Raw genomic sequence first — 17,422 nt, forward strand, 5'->3', positions numbered from 1 at the left:
GGGCTCATCACAGCAGCCGGGTCGGACGTTCTCAAGGAGGTAAAGGATTCTTGACATGGTGTCGGCCGTGCTTGACACTCGATGGTGTCAAGAATTCTTTACTCGGGAGGAATGCGGTGGCCTTCGAGGAGAAGCGCGCCTGGATCATGGGGCTGGTGGCGATCGCCGGCTACGCGGCGTACGTGATCATCGTGCTCGGCCGCGCGGACGGTGACCGGCTCACGGACGTCCCCTACGCGGTCCCTTTGCTGGCGACGGTGGCCGCCGGGATCGTCGCGTCGATCGTGCTGCAGACCGCCGTGTCGGCCGTCTCCCCGGAGGGCGCCAACGAGAAGGACCAGCGGGACCGGGAGATCCACCGGATCGGCGACCACATCGGGCAGTCCTTCGTGATCCTCGGAGGGGTGGCCGCCCTGGCGATGGCGCTCGCGAACTGGGACCAGTTCTGGATCGCCAACGTCATCTACCTGTGCTTCGTCCTGTCGGCGGCGGTCGGCTCGGCCGCGAAGATCGTCGCCTACCGGCGGGGCTTCCAGTCGTGGTGAGGCCCACCCTCGTCACCAACTCCATCCGGGCGCTGCGCTTCGCCCACGACGAGATGACCCAGGCGGAGCTGGCCCGCCGGGTCGGCGTCACCCGGCAGACCGTGATCGCCATCGAACAGGGCCGCTACTCGCCGTCCCTGGAGATGGCGTTCCAGATCGCCGCCGTCTTCGGCGTGCCGCTCACCGACGTGTTCCACTACCCGCAGGAGGGCTCGTGAAAGCGATCGTCCAGGACCGGTACGGCCCGGCCGACAGGCTGCGCCTGACCGACGTCGAGACCCCCACCCCGGGGACCGGCCAGGTGCTCGTCGAGGTACGCGCGGCCGGTGTCGACCCCGGCATCTGGCATGTGATGACCGGCCTGCCCTACGCGGTCCGCCTCGGCTACGGACTGCGCCGCCCCCGCCACCGCGTGCCCGGCATGGACCTGGCCGGCGTGGTCACCGCCGTCGGGCCCGGCGTCACCACCTTCACCCGCGGCGACGAGGTCTACGGCACCGGCACCGGCAGCTTCGCCGAGTACGCGGTCGCGCCCGCCGGCCGCCTCGCCCCGAAACCGGCCGGCCCCACCTTCGCCGAGGCCGCGGCCGTACCCATCTCCGGGCAGACCGCGCTCACCGCCGTCCGCGACGCCGCCCGGGTACGCCCCGGCCACCGCGTCCTCGTCATCGGCGCCGGGGGCGGCGTCGGCTCCTACGCCGTGCAGCTCGCCCGCGCTGCTGGCGCCCACGTCACCGGACTCTGCGGGCCGACCAAGCTCGATCTGGTCCGCGCCCTCGGCGCGCACGACGTGGTCGACTACACCCGCCACGACCTGCCCGACCAGCGGTACGACGTCGTCATCGACACCGCGGGCAACCGGCCGCTGTCCCGGTTGCGCCGGATCATCCCGCCGAAGGGGACCCTCGTGCTGGTCGGCGGGGAGGCCCGCGACGGCCGGTGGCTGCAGGGCTTCGACCGTCAACTGCGGGCGCTGGCGCTCTCCCCGTTCGTCGGCCAGCGACTCGTGCCGCTGGTGGCGACGCAGAGCACGGCCAACCTCGCGGCGCTGACCGAGCACATCGAGGCCGGGCAGGTCCGCCCGGTGGTCGAGCGCACCTTCCCGCTCACCGAGGCAGCGGCGGCGATCCGGCACGTCAAGGCCGGGCACACCAGCGGCAAAGTGGTCATCGCCAGCTGACGGGCATTTGGTACGCGGAACACTGCGACGGAGGGGAACTGTCGTAGCCCGCTCGTAGCCTGGCGCGGTCATCGACGACCGCAGGGAGGCGAGATGCTCGACCACTTCTCCGTCATGGTGCGCGACCTGCCGGCCAGCGCGGCCTTCTACGACGCGGTGCTCGCCCCGCTGGGCGGCCGGCGGATCATGGAGCCCGGCCCGATCGGCTACGGCGTCGACCGTCCCGACTTCTGGCTGGTGCCCGCGCCCGAGGGCGGCGCGCCGCTGGAGGCGCACATCGCCTTCACCGCCCCGGACCGGGCCGCCGTGCAGGCCTTCCACGACGCCGCGGTGGCGGCCGGCGCGGAGGTGCTGCACGCGCCCCGGGTCTGGCCGGAATACCACCCGACCTACTACGGCGCCTTCGTCCGGGACCCGGACGGCAACAACGTCGAGGCGGTCTGCCACCGGCCGGCATGAGCGGTCCGGGCGCCGGCGGTGGGTGGCGGCGCTCAGCACGTCGCGTCAGTCGTTGAACCGGGTGCGGCACGACCCTGACCGGCCCGGCGTCGCCGGCTGCCGGTGAGACGTGAGGAGACCCGGTGTTCGACGGCTTCGAGACCCTGGACATCACCACCACCGACAGCACCGTCCACGGACGCCGCGGGGGCAGTGGCCCGCCGGTCCTGCTGCTGCACGGCATGCCCGAGACCCACCTCATGTGGCACCGGGTCGCGCCGCGGCTCGCGGAACGGTTCACCGTGGTCGCCACCGACCTGCGCGGCTTCGGCGACAGCGGCACCCCGCCCAGCACCCCGGACCACACCCCCTACAGCATGCGGCGGGTGGCCGCCGAGCAGGTGGAGGTCATGCGCCTGCTGGGCTACGACACGTTCGCCGTGGTCGGGCACGATCGCGGCGGGCGGTGCGCGTACCGGATGGCCCTGGACCATCCCGAGACGGTGACCCGCCTCGCGGTGCTCGACATCGTGCCCACCGGCGACGCGTTCGGCCGCGCGGACATGGCGTTCAGCCTGGAGTTCTGGCTCTGGTCGTTCCTCGCCGCGCCCGAGCCGGTGCCCGAGCGGCTCGTCGCCGAGGCCCCGGAGGTCATCGTCGACCACATGCTCGACTCGCTGTCGGAGGTGCCGGACGCCTTTCCCGCGCCGGTCAGGGCCGAGTACGTGGCGAAGCTCCGCCCGCCGGAGACCATCCACGCCATCTGCGAGCAGTACCGGGCGGCGGCGACGCTCGACTACCAGCACGACGAGGCCGACCGCGGCACCCGGCGCATCCAGTGCCCGGTCCTGGCGCTGTGGAGTCACGCCGGACCCGTCGCGAGCTGGTACCAGCCCCTCGAGGTGTGGCGGGCCTGGGCCGACCAGGTCGACGGCGGCCCCGTCGCGGCGGGGCACTTCCTACCCGAGGAGGCACCCGACGAGACGCTCCGGCACCTCCTGACGTTCCTCACCTGACAGCGCGGCACCCGCCGAGGCGGGCACGATGGGCTGCGTGGACATCGAGCCGGTGGAGTGTGCACCCACCCGGGCATTCCGCTGGGCGTGCCTGCGGCAACGCTGGCAGGACCTCACCTTCCTGCACTGGGCGGTCGCGCCAGAAGTCGTCGCACCGCTGCTGCCCGCCGGCACCCGCCCGGACACCCTCGACGGAGTCACCTACGTCGGCCTGATCGGCCTCCGGATGGTCGGGCTGGGCCTCGGGCGCGGGCCGGGGGTGCCGTATTTCGGCAGCTTCTGGGAGACCAATGTTCGGCTCTACTCCGTCGACGGCACCGGGCGGCGCGCCGTGGTGTTCCGCTCCCTCGACGCGTCCCGGCTGGTGCTGGTGCTGGTGGCGCAGCTGACCCTGCGACTGCCCTACAAGTGGTCGGCGATGCGGCTGGAGCGGGACGGCGACCGCTACACCTACCGCTGCCGGCGCCGCTGGCCCGGCCCGGCCGGCGCGGCGAGCCGGATGACCGTCCGGGTCGGCGAACCCATCGCCGACCCGACCCCCCTCGATCACTTCCTCACCGCCCGCTGGGGCCTGTACACCCGGGCGTACGGGCGCACGCTGCACCTGCCGAACTGGCATCCACAGTGGCCGCTGCACCGGGCCGAACTGCTGCACCTCGACGACGACCTGGTCACCGCCGCCGGGCTGCCGCCACCGTCCGGACCGCCGGTGAGCGTGCTCTACTCCCCCGGCGTCCCGGTCGTGTTCGGCACCCCGGTGCCGCTGCGCTGACGCGCCGGGCTCACGCGGCTGATCACGTCCGGAGGCCCGGCCGCGGGCCGGTGAACCGGCGCTCCGGTCAGCGGCGGGCGGGCCGGCGGCGCAGGTGCGAGCCGGAGCGGCGGCGCAAATCCCGGATCGTCTGCCTCAGCTCGAACTCGATCCGGGCGGCCTCGTACGCCTCGTCCGCGTCCGGCTCCGCCGCCCGGCGCTCGCGCAGGTCCGCCCAGCTGATGTGCTCCCCCATGGCCCTCGCCTCCCCGCTGCGGCGTGCTCTCCACCGCACGATCACTCACCGGCCCAACGAGACGCTCCGCCCGGGGACGCTGTGGTTGTCGTCACGTTCTGGCCACGCTTGCGTCTCGGCGGTGCAGCGCAGCGGGTCGTGGGTGCCACGCGGCACGTGCGGCTTGCAGCGACGGACCCGTTCGGCGGCCATCCGCCCGCCCACCGCCAGGCCGTACTTCTCCACCGCCGCCAGACCGTAGATGCTGCACGTGGGGGTGAAGCGGCACTGGCCAGGCCAGCGGTGCGACAACCAGCGCCGGTAGCCGAGGATGGCGGCGCGGCCGGCGCGGTCCACCGCCGAAACGCGCGCCGCACCCGCGACGACCGAGCCGAGGGTGAGCATCCTGATCGATTTCACATAGCCGTGGGCCCCACCTCGGTTGACGTCGCGGCTCGCCGTCGAGCAGTCCTTCTGGGCACTCTCAACCAGTCGGCCGGTCGTGCAGGCGAAGCGGCTGACTCTCTTTCGTTAGCCATGCAGGAAGAGGACGGTGTCATCCCGCGCTCTGGTAAGAGGAATGTGCAAATTGAGGAGGCTCTGCCACTCAGCTCCCTTCAGGCCTGTTGCGCCGCGCTGAACTCGCTCATAGAAGTCGCGGCTAATGAAAATCCACACCGCCTGAAAGTCCAGCCCTCGATAGGAGGCGACGTTATTGAGCGCGCTTGTCTGGGTCTTGATACCTTGGCGAATTTGTTTGAACTCCGGCACCAATTCGACCCCATGGGCACGGTCCTCCAAAATCAGTAGCGCTGGCAAGTCATGCCATAGGTCGGGGCGCTGCCTGAGCCGGCCGGCTTCTTCGACGACATCATCCCACATAGCGTTGCGAATCTTAAACCGTCCGCCTGGTCTGGTGTACTGAAGGCCGGTTAGGTACTGACCTGACAACTCGGCGAGCATGCGTCGCTCTGCCTCTATTCGAACGGGGTCCACTCGGAAAGACGATCGCTCATGTACGCGGGTCACCACTGCACTTGCCTTTCGTGCCAGTGCGGCAGATTGCCGATAGCACTCGTACAGAACTTCGTCGATGTCCGGCTTCGGCATTGCGGCAAGGTGTGCGTCAAGGCTTTTTAGAGGCCACTGCAACGGGTCAAACCCGACGATCACGGCGCGCGCCCTAGCGGCACCTGCTTGCCGTATGGCGGCGGCCACGTCGTTTGGCGCCGATGGGTCATCAACCAGAACCGCGCCCCCATTACTGACTACCCCACGCTGGATGCGTTTCATTTTCACGTGCGTGTGAGACCGCAGGTATTTGGCAACAGCTTGCGAACAGACGAATTCAGAGTTGATGCCTGCATCGTGGAGACGGAGTGCAATGCTCAGGAGCAGTGCTGTTTTCCCGGTGCCGGCCCCTCCCCTTACATAGGCGACCACCGGTCGCTCGCCCGGCTCAACATCGAGCACTGCGCAAGAGATCAATTCCGCAAGCGCCGCTTGGTCCTCACTCAAGAATTCAGCCCAGCCCGTCACGGCCTCTTCTGAGGCGAAGGCGCTCTCGTCGAACTCGTCGAACTCGTCGAACTCGTCGAACTCGTCGAACTCGTCGAAAAGAGGGTGATCATCGATGAATCCCAGTGGCGCGGAGCTTCGCTGGGCAAGGAGCTTAGCCCTCTTCGCCGGGGCCAGATTGGCGTAGCGGGTCGTGACGTCGTGATCACCAATATCAACGATGACCATCTCTTCGTTCACGGACTGGACAAGAAGTCGACAAGAGTGGGTATAACGAAGCTCGTAAACGTTCTCGCGAACCCCCTGCAGTGTCTTCTTCCCCTGGTACCACTTCACGCCTGTGATACGCCGCCTCAGCGCGGTCCGGACGACCGTCATCGCCCGTCCCCGTGCCTCCGGCATCAACTTGTCGTAAGCCGCTTGGGCTCGCGGCGTCCACTGCAATGTAGACACGTTCGACATGCTCCTTACCCCTCAGGTCCCCAGCGACTATTTCACGCTTCAGAGCGGCCACCGGGACGCCACCTTGGATAGCCGACCGGCACAGGGAGCGGCTCCTGCTCGTTGCGCCGGCGGCCGCGCCCGCTGTCCGAAATGGATCGAGGCCGTCGGCTGGCCTTGGCCGACCGATGGTGGGCGAGATGTCACGGGCATCCTCGATCGGCAGGCCAGCAGATGCCCGTCGGTACGCGAAACGCCTAGACGCTGTTCCAGCGCACCCGGCCGGGCCGCGTGCCTGGGGCAACTAGACCTTGGCGGTGCGGCTGATACAGCGGCCCTGATCGGGGCAGCAGCAGTCGGCAGCCGTCACCGGCTCTCCCAGCCACGCGTGGCGCAGGCCCTCGCGGCATAGCCGAATGGGGTCTCGTGCACCGCACACCCGTCGGTTGGGGCGTCACTCCGTGAGCGCTGGCGTTTCATGTCAGCGATGTCCCTGTGTTGAGGACAGCCAGCGAACGCACCGCGCGCAGAACTTCACGGTGAGCGCTAGCGCGTAGCTCGGCGTGGTCGGCGTCAAGGGGGATCTTCACGGCGTTCCACGCCACCACCGATATCAGCATTGTCCGATTTCCTCAGATAATGCTTATAACTCGAGCGTATGACCGGGGTGAGGCAGGCGACGGTCACCTGCTGCATTCGGCGGACCCGACCGGAATGGGCTCGGAGAGGTCGGGTGTGCGACGTGACCGGCGCCTAGCGTCGGTGGCGAAACAGGAAGGAGCATCGGGTGCTGGAGCGGCTCAACCAGGCCATGGACCACCTCGAACGCCGCCTCGACCAGCCCCTCGACGTGGCCGAACTGGCGCGGATCGCCTGCGTGTCGGAGCACCACTTCCGGCGGCTCTTCTCGGCCCTCGCCGGGATGCCGCTGTCGGAGTACGTGCGCCGGCGCCGGCTCACCGTCGCGGGCGCGGAGGTGCTGTCCGGGGAGGCGTCGCTGCTCGACGTCGCGGTCCGCTGGGGGTACGGCTCGAACGAGGCGTTCGCCCGGGCGTTCCGCGCCGTGCACGGGGTCGGCCCGGGCAAGGCCCGGCGTACGGGGGCGCCGCTGCGCGCCCAGCCCCGGATGTCCTTCCGACTCGTCGTCGAAGGGAGCACCAGCATGGAGTACCGGATCGTGGAAAAGGACGCCTTCCGCCTGGCGGGGCGGAAGGCGCGGGTGCCGCTGGTCCACGAGGGGATGAACCCGCACATCGTGGCGTTCATCAAGGGCCTCGACCGGGAGACCGTACGCCGGATCGAGGCGCTGTCGGACCAGGAGCCGCGCGGGATCGTCAACGTCAGCGACGACCTGGCCGGCGGCCGCGCGGAGGGCACCGAGCTGGACTACTGGCACGGGGCGGTGACCGGCGCAGACGTGCCGGAGGACCTGGACAGCCTGCCCGTGGCGGCCGGCCCGTGGGCGGTGTTCACCACGTCGGGGGCGTTTCCGCAGGCGGTGCAGTACCTGTGGCGGGATGTGTTCACCCAGTGGTTCCCGTCCAACCCGTACGAGAGCCGGCCCGGCCCGGAGATCTCCAGGGTGCGGGTGGCGGCGGACGGACAGACCGCGGACGCGGAGCTGTGGATCCCGGTGCGGCGGGTGTGAGTCAGGCAGCCGCGGCGGCCGCCTGCTTGAGGCAGGCCGGCACGTCGTTGACGTGATACGGGTGTTCGCTCGGTTCGATGCCGGCGAGGAACATCGCGTACACGGCGGCCATTCGCAGCGGGGCGACCGGGCGGAGCAGGTTGACGGCCCGGCGCGGGTCACTGCCGGGCACGTCGGCCTGCCAGCGGGCGGCCCAGGCGTCGAGCATCGGCCCGGCGGTGGTCGGGTCGAGGGTCTCGGTGAGGCGCAGGATGTCGAACGCGGGATGCCCGACGAACGCGTCGCCCCAGTCGATGACGGTCCGGCGGGTGCCGTCGCCGCGGACGTTGCCGGGGTGCAGGTCGCCGTGGACGAGGGTGTCGGGCAGGCCGCAGGCGCGGACCTGGTCGAGCCGGTCGGCGAGGCCGACGAGCAGGTCGGCCACGACCGACAGGTCGTGCGGGGCCAGCCGGTCGCGTATCCAGCCGGCGAGCGCCGGCCCGCGCAGGTCGGGTACGCCGGCCGCGAGCAGCGCGGTGACGTCGTCGGCGGCGCGGAGCTGGAGGCGGTGGTGGTCGGCGGCGATGGCCTCCCGTTCCGCCGGGTCGGCGGCGTAGCGGTCCTCGCCCGGCAGGTGGTCGAGGAGCATGCGGCCCCGGTCGTCGGCGGCGAGCAGGGTCGGCGTGCTGTCCGGGGCGGCCGTGGTGAGCCAGCGCAGCACGGCGGCCTCGTGCCGGAAGAACGGCGGCACCTGCTTGAGCCAGGCGCTGCCCGCGTCGCCGTCGAGCTGCCAGATGGCGGAGAGGTTCCAGGTGCGGTGCTGGGCGACGGCGGTGACCGGCCGGCCGAGGCGGTGCAGTTCGGCGGTGGCCCAGGCGAGGCTGCGGGCCGGGCCGCCGGGCTCGGCCCAGGGGGCGCGCAGCGGGTGCGGCGCGAGATCCACGGAGACCGGTTCGAGGGAGACCGCCGGCGGAGCGGACACCTCGGCGAGGTAGCTGAGGTGGCCGCCGGGCGGTTCGGGGCGGTCGGCGGCGAGCAGCCGCAGCACCACGACGTCGACGCCGTACCGGCGGCGGGCCCCGTCGACGATCGAGCCGACCTGCTGCCACCAGGGTTCCGGCACGTCGTACGGGGGCAGGGCGCCGAGCGGCCGGCCGGCGGCGTCGACCAGTACGAGGGTCACGGTGCGGGACACGGGCGGACCGTAGCGTCGCGACCAGACCGACCGCGAGCGGTTATCGGTCCGCCGCGAAAATCCGCCAGGAAATGTCTCGGTGGGATGTCGAGAACCCGCGCGCCCGGCTCCGTCCCCGGAGTGAACACGGCGACAATGGGCCGTACCGCATTGAGGAGAACATGATGGCCAAGTACCTGCTGCTCAAGCACTACCGGGGCGCGCCGGCGGCGGTCAACGACGTGCCGATGGACCAGTGGACGCCGGAGGAGGTTTCGGCCCACGTGCAGTACATGCAGGACTTCGCCGCTCGGCTCGAGGGCACCGGCGAGTTCGTCGACGGGCAGGCGCTCTCCCCGGAGGGCACGTTCGTCCGCTACGACGGCGAGGGGCGGCCGCCGGTCACCGACGGCCCGTTCGCCGAGACCAAGGACCTGATCGCCGGCTGGATGGTGATCGACGTCGACACCTACGAACGGGCGGTGGAGCTGGCCGGCGAGCTGTCCGCGGCCCCGGGTGCGGGTGGGAAGCCGATCCACGAGTGGCTCGAGGTGCGCCCGTTCCTGGCCGCGCACGCGACCACCACGGAGTGACGCACGGTGGACGAGGTCCTGCTGCGGACCCTCACCCCCACGGTGATCGGGATCCTCGTCCGTCGCGGAGCTGATTTCGCGGCGGCCGAGGATGCCCTGCAGGACGCCCTGGTCGAAGCGGTACGCGGGTGGTCCGATGATCCGCCGCGGGACCCCCCGGGCTGGTTGGTCACCGTGGCCTGGCGCAAGTTCCTCGACGCCGCCCGCGCCGACACCTCCCGGCGGCGGCGCGAGGTGCTCGTCGAGGTCGAACCCGTGCCCGGCCCGGGCGAGGCGGTGGACGACACGCTTCAGCTGTATTTCCTGTGCGCGCATCCGTCCCTGACGCCCGCCTCGGCGGTCGCGCTGACGCTGCGCGCGGTCGGCGGCCTGACCACGCGTCAGATCGCGGAGGCCTACCTCGTGCCGGAGGCGACGATGGCCCAGCGCATCAGCCGGGCCAAGCGGACCGTCTCCTCCGTCCGGTTCAACCAGCCCGGTGACGTCGCCACGGTGCTGCGGGTCCTCTACCTCGTCTTCAACGAGGGCTACTCCGGCGACGTCGACCTCGCCGGCGAGGCGATCCGGCTCACTCGCCAACTGGCGGCCAGGACGAAGCACGAGGAGGTGGCGGGCCTGCTCGCGCTCATGCTGCTCCACCACGCACGGCGCCCGGCCCGGACCCGCCCCGACGGCAGCCTCGTGCCGCTCGCCGAGCAGGACCGCAGCCGGTGGAACACCCGGCTGATCGCCGAGGGCGTCGACGTACTCCAGGCCGCCCTTGCCCGCGACCGCCTGGGCGAGTTCCAGGTCCAGGCCGCCATCGCCGCGCTCCACGCCGACGCCCGGACGGCCGAGGAGACCGACTGGGTGCAGATCGTCGAGTGGTACGACGAACTGCTGCGGCTCACCGACAACCCGGTGGCCCGGCTCAACCGGGCCGTCGCGGTCGGCGAGGCCGACGGCCCGCGGGCCGGCCTGGCCGCCCTGGCGGGGCTCGACCCCGCGCTGCCCCGCCACACCGCCGTCGCGGCGTACCTGCACGAGCGGGACGGTGACTCGGTCACGGCGGCACGGCTCTACGCCGAAGCCGCCCGATCAGCGCCCAACCTCCCCGAACGCGACCACCTCACGCGACAGGCCGCCCGGCTCAACGCGCAGCTGCGCAGTTGAGCCGCGACGGGCCCGTCCCCCGGTTCGCCGAGGCGGTGCCGCCGCCGGACGCGGTGCTGCTGGGCGGGCCGCTGCTGTTCGAGCTGGGCCTGCTGGCGCTGCTGGTCCGGGCGGTCGTGCGGCGGGTGCTGCCGGCGTGGGGGCCGGTGCTGGTGCTGGCCGGGTTCGTGGCGATCGCGGTGAACCTGAATCTGCTGCCGGTCGGCGCCGCGCTGGTCTTCGGTGGGCTGCTGCCGCTGCGCACCGGCGCCGCCGGGCGGGTGACGGCGGGGTCGGTCAGGCGACGTAGACCGGGCGGCGGGTGCCGCCGTGGTCCCCGCACCCCCCGCGCTGCATGCCGGTCCGGCTGATCAGGTCGTCCTTGCACTGGACCAGGTAGCCGTTGCCGTCCCACAGGTTGTCGACGCAGGCGAACCAGGAGCACACGTCCGGGGCGGGGTCGTAGACGAGGGAGCCCCCGCAGTAGTTGTAGCCGTAGGGGTTGGGTGGCGCGCCGCAGCGGTCCGCCGGGGTGGGGCTCGTGGAGGGGGACGGGGTCGGCGAGGGGCTGGCGGTCTCGCTGGGCGGCGCCGGGGGCACGCCGGGTGGCCCGCCGGTGGTCGGGGCCGGCGTCGCGGAGGTGGCCGCGGTCGTGGTGGGTGCCGGACCGGGCGGCCGGTCGGACGTGGGGCCGGTGAGGCGGGTGGCGGTGGGGCTGACCGGTGCGCCGCTGGGCGGGGACGGATGACCCGGGTCGGTCGGCTCGGTGCTGCTGCCCCCGTCCACCCGCATGCCGACCACGGGCCGGTCCGGGACGGAGCCGCGGACCACGCCGGCGACCGCCGCGAGGGCCAGGGCCACCGCGACGGCGGTGATCAGCGCCGGCCGGACGAGCCGGGCGGTGACCGGGGCGTCGGCGGGCGTGGCCGGCGCCGGCACGGGTGGCTGCTCGTGCCAGTGCGCCACCACGGTGTCGTCGAGCCGGTCCAGCAGCGCCGCGCGCGCTTCGGTCGCCTCGGCGTACGCGACGGTGAGGCGCAGCCGGAAGGCGGACGCGACCCCGCGGGGCACCCGCACCCCGCGGAGCCGGCCCGGGCCGTCCGGGTGGAGCAGGGTGTACGGCTCGTCCGGGTGGTGGGCGATCCCGGCCACCTCGGCGTACGGCCACTCGTGGTGCTCGGTGCGGCCAGCGAGGATGAGCCGCCGGTCGGTGACCACGGCCGTGCCGGCGTCGATGACGCCGACGCCCTTCGGCCGCCGGGGCGAAGCGTCCTCGACCGGCAGGACGGTCAGCTCCGCGGTGGGCAGCTCCGGGCTGTGCCGGGCCGTCACCTCGACGAGTTCCGCGTCGGGTTGCACGGCGAGCACGACCTCGCCGTCGTCGAGGCCCACCGGCAGGCCCGCCGGGGCCTCCGCCTGCGGAACGGGTTCCTCGGCCTCGGCGTAGAGCCGGCGCAGCTCCGCGTCACGCCGGCGCCAGGCGTCCAGCGCGGCGTCGTACGCCGTGCGTCGCCGCTCGTTCTCTCGTCCGACCCACCGGGCCCGCCAGCCGCGCGCCGCACCGTCGTTCGCCGTCACCGAGTCGCCTCGCATCGTGAGGGGCTTCCGCGTCCACCTCGTACAACCGCCGGGGTCCGTGAAGGACACGCGCGGCAACCGGCGGGTTTCGGCTGGTTCCGGTTGGCCGATCGGTCGAGGCGAGCCGGAGCGGGGGCCGCCGCGTGCGGGTACGGTCCGGGCATGGAGCAGCGCGTCAGTCTGATCACCCTCGGCGTGGCCGACCTGGCCCGGGCCCGCACCTTCTACGAGCGCCTCGGCTGGCGCGGCCAGGAGGTGGAGGAGACCGTGTTCTTCCAGGCCGGCGGGCTGGCGCTGGTGCTGTGGGGGCGGGACAAGCTCGCCGACGACGCCGGCCTGGCCGACCGGGGCACGGACGGGTTCGGCGGGATGGGCCTGGCGCAGAACGTGCGGAGCCGGGACGAGGTCGACCAGCTGCTGGGCCGGGCGGCCGAGGCCGGGGCGACGGTCACCCGCCCGGCCCGGGAGACCTTCTACGGCGGGTACGCCGGCTGCTTCACCGACCCGGACGGCCACCTGTGGGAGATCGCCTGGAATCCCGGTTTCCCGCTGGGCACGGACGGCTCGCTGACCGTGCCCGACTTCGGCTGACGGTCAGGTCCACACGGTGCGGCGGAAGCCCTGGTTGTCGGCGCAGGAGTCGCGCTGCCCGCCGGTCAGGCTGACCTTGCCGTCGCGGCACTGCACCAGCCAGCCGGTCCCGGACCAGAACCCGGGCACGCAGTCGAACCAGTGGCAGACCCCCCGGGCGGGCTTGCGGATCCGGTAGCCGCCGCAGAAGTCGTACCCGTAGGGGTTGACCGGGGCGCCGCAGCGGCGCTCGCCGGCCGGTTGCGGCGTGGCGTCCCGCGTCGGGGCGGCCGGCCGGGTGGGCGGGGAGCGGCGGGGTTTCGGTGTGGTGGGGACGTCGACCTGCACCGCGGGGGCGATCGCCGGTGGCGCGGGGGTGGCGGTGGCCGCCGGGGTGGCGGCGGCGGCCAGCTCCGAGCCGGGTCGCGCGGGCGGGTTGGACTCGAACAGCATCGCCGGCACGATCAGCGCGAGGGCCACGCCGACCGCGACGGTACGCCGGCCGCCGGGGACCACCGCGGAGATCCGGGCCTGGGCCGGGGTGAGGACGGCGGGCCGGACCGGCCGGGCCGCGGCGTGTTCCTCGATCAGCGCGTCGAGCTGGGCGACCACGGCCGCCCGCTGCTCGATGGCGTCGGCGAAGGCCAGGGTCAGCTTGAACCGGAAGTCGGGAACCGCGCCGGCGGGCAGCAGCAGGCCGGAGGTGCGCCGCCGGTCGAGAACCTGGATCAGCGTCACCGGGGCGCCGGGGTCGTGGGACAGCCCGGACATCCTCCCGTACGTCCAGTCGCGGCGGCCGCGCCCGCCGAGCAGGACCAGCCGGCGGTTGGTGAGCACGGCCAGCCCGGCGTCGACGACCTTGACCCCTTCGGGGCGGCGGGGGCGTAGCACCGGCGGGTCGACCTCGACGGTCAGCTCGGGGGCGGGCAGCACGGCCGTGTGCCGGACCTCGACCAGTTGCGCGGCGGGCAGGGCCCAGAAGACCACCTCGCCGGGGGACAGCTCGATCGGCAGGCCCACGCCCGCGTCGGCGGAGCCGCGGAAGGACTCGGCGAGGTCACGCAGCCGGCGCAGCTCGTCATCGCGGTGCTGCCACGCCTCTTCGGCCGCGCGGAAGGCCCGCTGCCGCCGGTCGTTCTGGCGGTGCGCCCACCGGTAGCGCCATGTGGAACCCGTCGAATCAGTCATCGCCACGCCGACTCCTCCGCCGCGCGAGCCCACCAATCTGGGTGTCATTCATGTCAACTGCGACACGGGGGCCTCAAGACACGCGAAAGTTGCCAATCTGACCGATCGGCTGATTGACCGACACGTTAGGCGGAATCCGCTGCGTTGATCGGGCAGCCGGCCGCGCGATCTCGACGGCCCCGCTTCGCCATGCACGACGGGCTGACCCTCGGTAACGTCAGCCGCACGGGGTGCACCGTAGCCCTCACGAGGAGGTGGACCGGTGGGCGGGACGGGCGTCGTGGTGGGCGTGGACATCGGCACCACCAGCACCAAGGCGGTCGCCTACGACACCGGCGGGCGGCAGCTCGCCGCCCACTCGATCGGCTACCCCTTGGACGAGCCGAGCCCCGGATACGCCGAGCAGGACCCGCAGGTGATCCACGACGCGGTGCTCGGCTCGATCCGGGCGGTCGCCGAACAGCTCCACGAACCCGTCGCCGGGCTGTCCTTCAGCACCGCCATGCACAGCCTGATCGGCCTCGACGCCGACGGCGTCCCGCTCACCCCCTCGATCACCTGGGCCGACTCCCGGGCCAGCGCCCAGGCCGAACGGCTCCGCGCCGCGCCCTCCGGGCTGGCCCTGCACCGGCGCACCGGCACCCCGGTGCACCCGATGGCGCCACTGCCCAAGCTCGTCTGGTTCGCCGAGCAGGAGCCGAAACTGCACGAACGGGTCGCGCACTGGGTCAGCATCAAGGACTACGTGCTGCTGCGGCTGGCCGAGGCCCTGGTCACCGACCACTCCGTCGCCTCGGCCACCGGGCTGATGAACATCCACCGCCTCGCCTGGGACGCCGAGGCCCTCGCCATCGCCGGCATCACCGAGGAACAACTGCCCCAGCTCGTGCCGACCACCCACGTGCTGCCCGGGCTGACCGCCGAGGCGGCCGCCGCCACCGGCCTGCCCGCCGACACCCCCGTCGTGGTCGGCGCCGGCGACGGGCCCCTGGCCAACCTCGGGCTCGGCGCGGTGCACCCCGGCGAGGTCGCCTGCTCCATCGGCACCAGTGGCGCGATGCGGGTCATGGTCGAACGGCCCGGCGTCGACCCGCTCGGCGGCGTCTTCTGCTACGCCCTCACCGAGCAGCGCTGGGTGGTCGGCGGCGCGATCAACAACGGCGGCATCGTGCTCCAGTGGGCCGGCGAGGCGCTCGCCCCGGAACTCGGCGAGCACACCGAGGAGGAACTGCTCGACCTGGCCGCCCGCGCGCCGGTCGGCTCCGGCGGGCTGATCATGCTGCCGTACCTGCTCAGCGAGCGGGCGCCGCACTGGAGCGCGCTGCCCCGCGGCGCGTACGTGGGGCTCACCCACGGCCACCGGCGCGAGCACCTGGTCCGGGCCGCGCTGGAGGGCGTCTGCCAGCAGCTCGCCCTGGTCCTCGCCTCCGTGCGGGCGGCCGGCAACGAGGTACGCGAGGTCCGGGCCAGCGGCGGCTTCGCCCGCAGCCCGTTGTGGCGGCAGATCCTCGCCGACGCCCTCGGCATGCCGGTGCGTTTCCCCGCCGGGCACGAGGGCTCCAGCTTCGGCGCCGCGCTGCTCGGCATGCAGGCGCTCGGCCTGATCGAATCCATCGAGGTCGCCGCCGACCTGGTCAAGATCGACGAAACGGTACGCCCCGACCCCGCCGCCGCCGCCACCTACGCGGTCCTGCTGCCGCTCTTCTCCGAGCTCTACGACGCGCTCGTGCCGACGTTCGCGTCGCTGCGGCGGCTGGCACCGAGCCTGCCGCCGGAACCACCGCCCACCGCCCCTCCACAGTGATCGCCCGTCCCGGGGCACGGACGACTGACTAACCGAAGGTCGTGATAGTCGTGGTCACACTCCTCGCCGCGCCGGCGGAACCGCTCACCAACGCCGGCAACACCCAACTGGTCATCGCCGCCCTGCTCGGCATCGCCGCGGTGGTGGTCCTCATCGCCTGGGGCAAGGTGCACCCGTTCCTGGCGCTGATCCTCGGCGCGGCCGTGCTCGGCGTGGTCGCCGGCGTCGGCGCCGACAAGATCGTCACCTCGTTCAGCGCCGGGGTCGGCTCCACCGTCGGCGGCGTCGGCCTGCTCATCGCCCTCGGCGCGATGATCGGTGGCCTGCTCGCCGAGTCCGGCGGCGCGGACAGCATCGTGGAACGGGTGGTCGCCCGGGTCTCCGGCGGCGCCCTGCCGTGGGCGATGGCCGGGGTGGCCGCGCTGATCGGGCTGCCGCTCTTCTTCGAGGTCGGCGTGGTGCTGCTGGTGCCGATCGTGCTGCTGGTGTCCCGCCGGGTCGACGTGCCGCTGATGAAGATCGGCATCCCGGCGCTCGCCGGCCTCTCCGTGCTGCACGGCCTGGTGCCCCCGCACCCCGGACCGCTGGTCGCCATCGACGCGCTCGGCGCCAACCTCGGCCAGACCCTCGCCCTCGGCCTGCTGGTGGCCATCCCCACCGTGATCATCTCCGGGCCGCTTTTCGGCAACTTCATCGCCCGCTACGTACCCGCCACCGCACCCGAGGCGCTGCTGCCCACCCGCCGGCCGCTCGCCGTCGCCGACGCCAAACGGCCCACCACCCCGGCCGGCGGCCGCCTCGACGCCGACGGCGACCTGGTCACCGAGGACGACCTGATCAACCCGGGCACCGGCCGCCCGGGCGAGCCGATCGACGAGGGGCAGCGCCCGCGGCGGGCGCCGGCGCTGTGGGCCGCCGTCATCACCGTGCTGCTGCCGGTGGTGCTGATGCTGCTGCGGGCCATCGGCGAGCTGACCCTCGCCAAGGACACGGCGGGCCGCAAGACACTCGACATCATCGGTACCCCGATCGTCGCGCTGCTGGCCGGCGTCATCTTCGCGATGATCTTCCTCGGCTACCGGACCGGGTTCAGCCGTACCCAGGTCTCCGGCTTCCTCGGCGGCTCACTGCCGGCCATCGCCGGCATCCTGCTGATCGTCGCGGCCGGCGGCGGCTTCAAGCAGGTCCTGGTCGACGCAGGGGTGGGCAACCTGGTCGCGGACGCCGCCAAGGGCGCGAACATCTCGCCGCTGCTGCTCGGCTGGCTGGTCGCCGTCGGCATCCGGGTCGCCACCGGCTCGGCGACCGTCGCCACCATCACCGCCGCCGGCATCGTCTCGCCCCTCGCCGCCACCCTCCAGGGCCCCGAGGTGGCGCTGCTGGCCCTCGCGGTCGGCTGCGGGTCGCTGTTCTTCTCGCACGTCAACGACGCCGGATTCTGGCTGGTGAAGGAGTATTTCGGACTGACCGTCGGGCAGACCATCAAGAGCTGGTCGGTGATGGAGACCATCATCTCGGTGGTCGGCTTCGTCGGCGTCCTCCTGCTCGACCTGGTGTTGTAAGCAGGCGCGGGTGCCCCCGCCGGTCGGGTGGGGCACCCGCTACTGCCGCATCAGCTCCACCGCAGAGGTCA

At 72.5% G+C, this 17,422-nt stretch carries 19 protein-coding genes; 13 read left to right on the forward strand and 6 right to left on the reverse strand.

Annotated features, from left to right (window positions below; translation table 11 throughout):
- The first annotated feature begins 116 nt into the window (after window positions 1-116).
- The 6 genes from Q2K19_RS05470 to Q2K19_RS05495 all read left to right on the forward strand — a co-directional run bounded on the left by Q2K19_RS05470 (window position 117) and on the right by Q2K19_RS05495 (window position 3,951).
- Entirely contained in the window at window positions 117-545 is a 429-nt protein-coding gene (locus Q2K19_RS05470) for a hypothetical protein (RefSeq protein ID WP_302768132.1), read from the forward strand.
- On the forward strand, window positions 539-763 hold the full coding sequence (locus Q2K19_RS05475; protein ID WP_368046126.1) for a helix-turn-helix transcriptional regulator: 225 nt from the start codon (window positions 539-541) through the stop codon (window positions 761-763). Before Q2K19_RS05470 ends, Q2K19_RS05475 begins: the two co-directional genes overlap by 7 nt.
- On the forward strand, window positions 760-1,725 hold the full coding sequence (locus Q2K19_RS05480; protein ID WP_302768133.1) for an NAD(P)-dependent alcohol dehydrogenase: 966 nt from the start codon (window positions 760-762) through the stop codon (window positions 1,723-1,725). The genes Q2K19_RS05475 and Q2K19_RS05480 overlap by 4 nt, the downstream gene beginning before the upstream one ends.
- Before the next feature lie 93 nt (window positions 1,726-1,818).
- Window positions 1,819-2,184, forward strand: coding sequence for a VOC family protein (locus tag Q2K19_RS05485; protein WP_302768134.1), 366 nt, complete (start codon window positions 1,819-1,821; stop codon window positions 2,182-2,184).
- Between the two features lie 122 nt (window positions 2,185-2,306).
- Window positions 2,307-3,179, forward strand: coding sequence for an alpha/beta fold hydrolase (locus Q2K19_RS05490; protein ID WP_302768135.1), 873 nt, complete (start codon window positions 2,307-2,309; stop codon window positions 3,177-3,179).
- A 37-nt stretch (window positions 3,180-3,216) separates the two neighbouring features.
- A complete protein-coding gene (locus Q2K19_RS05495) occupies window positions 3,217-3,951 on the forward strand; it encodes a YqjF family protein (RefSeq protein WP_302768136.1) in 735 nt (244 codons plus the stop codon).
- A gap of 67 nt (window positions 3,952-4,018) precedes the next feature.
- Here the strand turns inward: Q2K19_RS05495 and Q2K19_RS05500 are convergent, their stop codons facing one another.
- The 3 genes from Q2K19_RS05500 to Q2K19_RS05510 all read right to left on the reverse strand — a co-directional run bounded on the left by Q2K19_RS05500 (window position 4,019) and on the right by Q2K19_RS05510 (window position 6,136).
- Entirely contained in the window at window positions 4,019-4,186 is a 168-nt protein-coding gene (locus Q2K19_RS05500) for a hypothetical protein (protein WP_302768137.1), read from the reverse strand.
- Window positions 4,187-4,231: 45 nt separating this feature from the next.
- Entirely contained in the window at window positions 4,232-4,585 is a 354-nt protein-coding gene (gene yidD, locus Q2K19_RS05505; protein ID WP_302768138.1) for a membrane protein insertion efficiency factor YidD, read from the reverse strand.
- Window positions 4,586-4,696: 111 nt separating this feature from the next.
- On the reverse strand, window positions 4,697-6,136 hold the full coding sequence (locus Q2K19_RS05510) for a hypothetical protein (protein ID WP_302768140.1): 1,440 nt from the start codon (window positions 6,134-6,136) through the stop codon (window positions 4,697-4,699).
- Window positions 6,137-6,911: 775 nt separating this feature from the next.
- Here Q2K19_RS05510 and Q2K19_RS05515 point away from each other — a divergent pair.
- Complete coding sequence (locus Q2K19_RS05515) at window positions 6,912-7,772, forward strand: AraC family transcriptional regulator (RefSeq protein ID WP_302768141.1); 861 nt, start codon at window positions 6,912-6,914, stop codon at window positions 7,770-7,772.
- 1 nt (window position 7,773) lies between these two features.
- On the opposite strand, the gene Q2K19_RS05520 is transcribed toward Q2K19_RS05515, so the two are convergent.
- Window positions 7,774-8,946 carry a phosphotransferase family protein gene (locus Q2K19_RS05520; protein ID WP_302768142.1) on the reverse strand — a complete coding sequence of 391 codons (1,173 nt, stop codon included), beginning with the start codon at window positions 8,944-8,946 and terminating at the stop codon, window positions 7,774-7,776.
- Between the two features lie 164 nt (window positions 8,947-9,110).
- On the opposite strand from Q2K19_RS05520, the gene Q2K19_RS05525 reads away from it, so the two are divergent.
- Genes Q2K19_RS05525 through Q2K19_RS05535 form a run of 3 tightly spaced genes read left to right on the forward strand, consistent with a single transcriptional unit; the run spans window position 9,111 to window position 11,020 of the window.
- On the forward strand, window positions 9,111-9,518 hold the full coding sequence (locus tag Q2K19_RS05525; RefSeq protein ID WP_302768144.1) for a YciI family protein: 408 nt from the start codon (window positions 9,111-9,113) through the stop codon (window positions 9,516-9,518).
- Between the two features lie 6 nt (window positions 9,519-9,524).
- A complete protein-coding gene (locus Q2K19_RS05530) occupies window positions 9,525-10,670 on the forward strand; it encodes an RNA polymerase sigma factor (protein ID WP_302768146.1) in 1,146 nt (381 codons plus the stop codon).
- Complete coding sequence (locus Q2K19_RS05535; protein ID WP_302768147.1) at window positions 10,667-11,020, forward strand: hypothetical protein; 354 nt, start codon at window positions 10,667-10,669, stop codon at window positions 11,018-11,020. Before Q2K19_RS05530 ends, Q2K19_RS05535 begins: the two co-directional genes overlap by 4 nt.
- On the opposite strand, the gene Q2K19_RS05540 is transcribed toward Q2K19_RS05535, so the two are convergent.
- Window positions 10,947-12,227, reverse strand: coding sequence for a hypothetical protein (locus Q2K19_RS05540; protein ID WP_302768148.1), 1,281 nt, complete (start codon window positions 12,225-12,227; stop codon window positions 10,947-10,949). The genes Q2K19_RS05535 and Q2K19_RS05540 overlap by 74 nt on opposite strands.
- Window positions 12,228-12,389: 162 nt before the next feature.
- Between Q2K19_RS05540 and Q2K19_RS05545 the strand changes: the two genes are divergently transcribed.
- Window positions 12,390-12,818: a VOC family protein gene (locus tag Q2K19_RS05545; protein WP_302768149.1), complete on the forward strand. Its 429-nt coding sequence runs from the start codon at window positions 12,390-12,392 to the stop codon at window positions 12,816-12,818.
- Between the two features lie 3 nt (window positions 12,819-12,821).
- Here Q2K19_RS05545 and Q2K19_RS05550 read toward each other — a convergent pair whose 3' ends face one another.
- The gene (locus Q2K19_RS05550) at window positions 12,822-13,991 is read right to left on the reverse strand and encodes a hypothetical protein (protein WP_302768150.1); all 1,170 of its coding nucleotides are present in this window, start codon (window positions 13,989-13,991) and stop codon (window positions 12,822-12,824) included.
- A gap of 256 nt (window positions 13,992-14,247) precedes the next feature.
- Between Q2K19_RS05550 and Q2K19_RS05555 the strand changes: the two genes are divergently transcribed.
- Both Q2K19_RS05555 and Q2K19_RS05560 read left to right on the forward strand, forming a co-directional pair.
- The gene (locus tag Q2K19_RS05555; RefSeq protein ID WP_302768151.1) at window positions 14,248-15,789 is read left to right on the forward strand and encodes a gluconokinase; all 1,542 of its coding nucleotides are present in this window, start codon (window positions 14,248-14,250) and stop codon (window positions 15,787-15,789) included.
- 50 nt (window positions 15,790-15,839) lie between these two features.
- Window positions 15,840-17,351 carry a GntT/GntP/DsdX family permease gene (locus tag Q2K19_RS05560; protein WP_302768152.1) on the forward strand — a complete coding sequence of 504 codons (1,512 nt, stop codon included), beginning with the start codon at window positions 15,840-15,842 and terminating at the stop codon, window positions 17,349-17,351.
- The last annotated feature ends 71 nt before the right edge of the window (window positions 17,352-17,422 follow it).

Origin of the sequence: Micromonospora sp. NBRC 110009, from assembly GCF_030518795.1 — a bacterium.
GTDB lineage: Bacteria > Actinomycetota > Actinomycetes > Mycobacteriales > Micromonosporaceae > Micromonospora.

Coding starts and splice junctions, on each gene's coding strand:
- Q2K19_RS05500 (WP_302768137.1), bottom strand. CDS start 4,186: ATGGGGGAGCACATCAGCTGGGCGGACCTGCGCGAGCGCCGGGCGGCG.
- Q2K19_RS05545 (WP_302768149.1), top strand. CDS start 12,390: ATGGAGCAGCGCGTCAGTCTGATCACCCTCGGCGTGGCCGACCTGGCC.
- Q2K19_RS05525 (WP_302768144.1), top strand. CDS start 9,111: ATGGCCAAGTACCTGCTGCTCAAGCACTACCGGGGCGCGCCGGCGGCG.
- Q2K19_RS05485 (WP_302768134.1), top strand. CDS start 1,819: ATGCTCGACCACTTCTCCGTCATGGTGCGCGACCTGCCGGCCAGCGCG.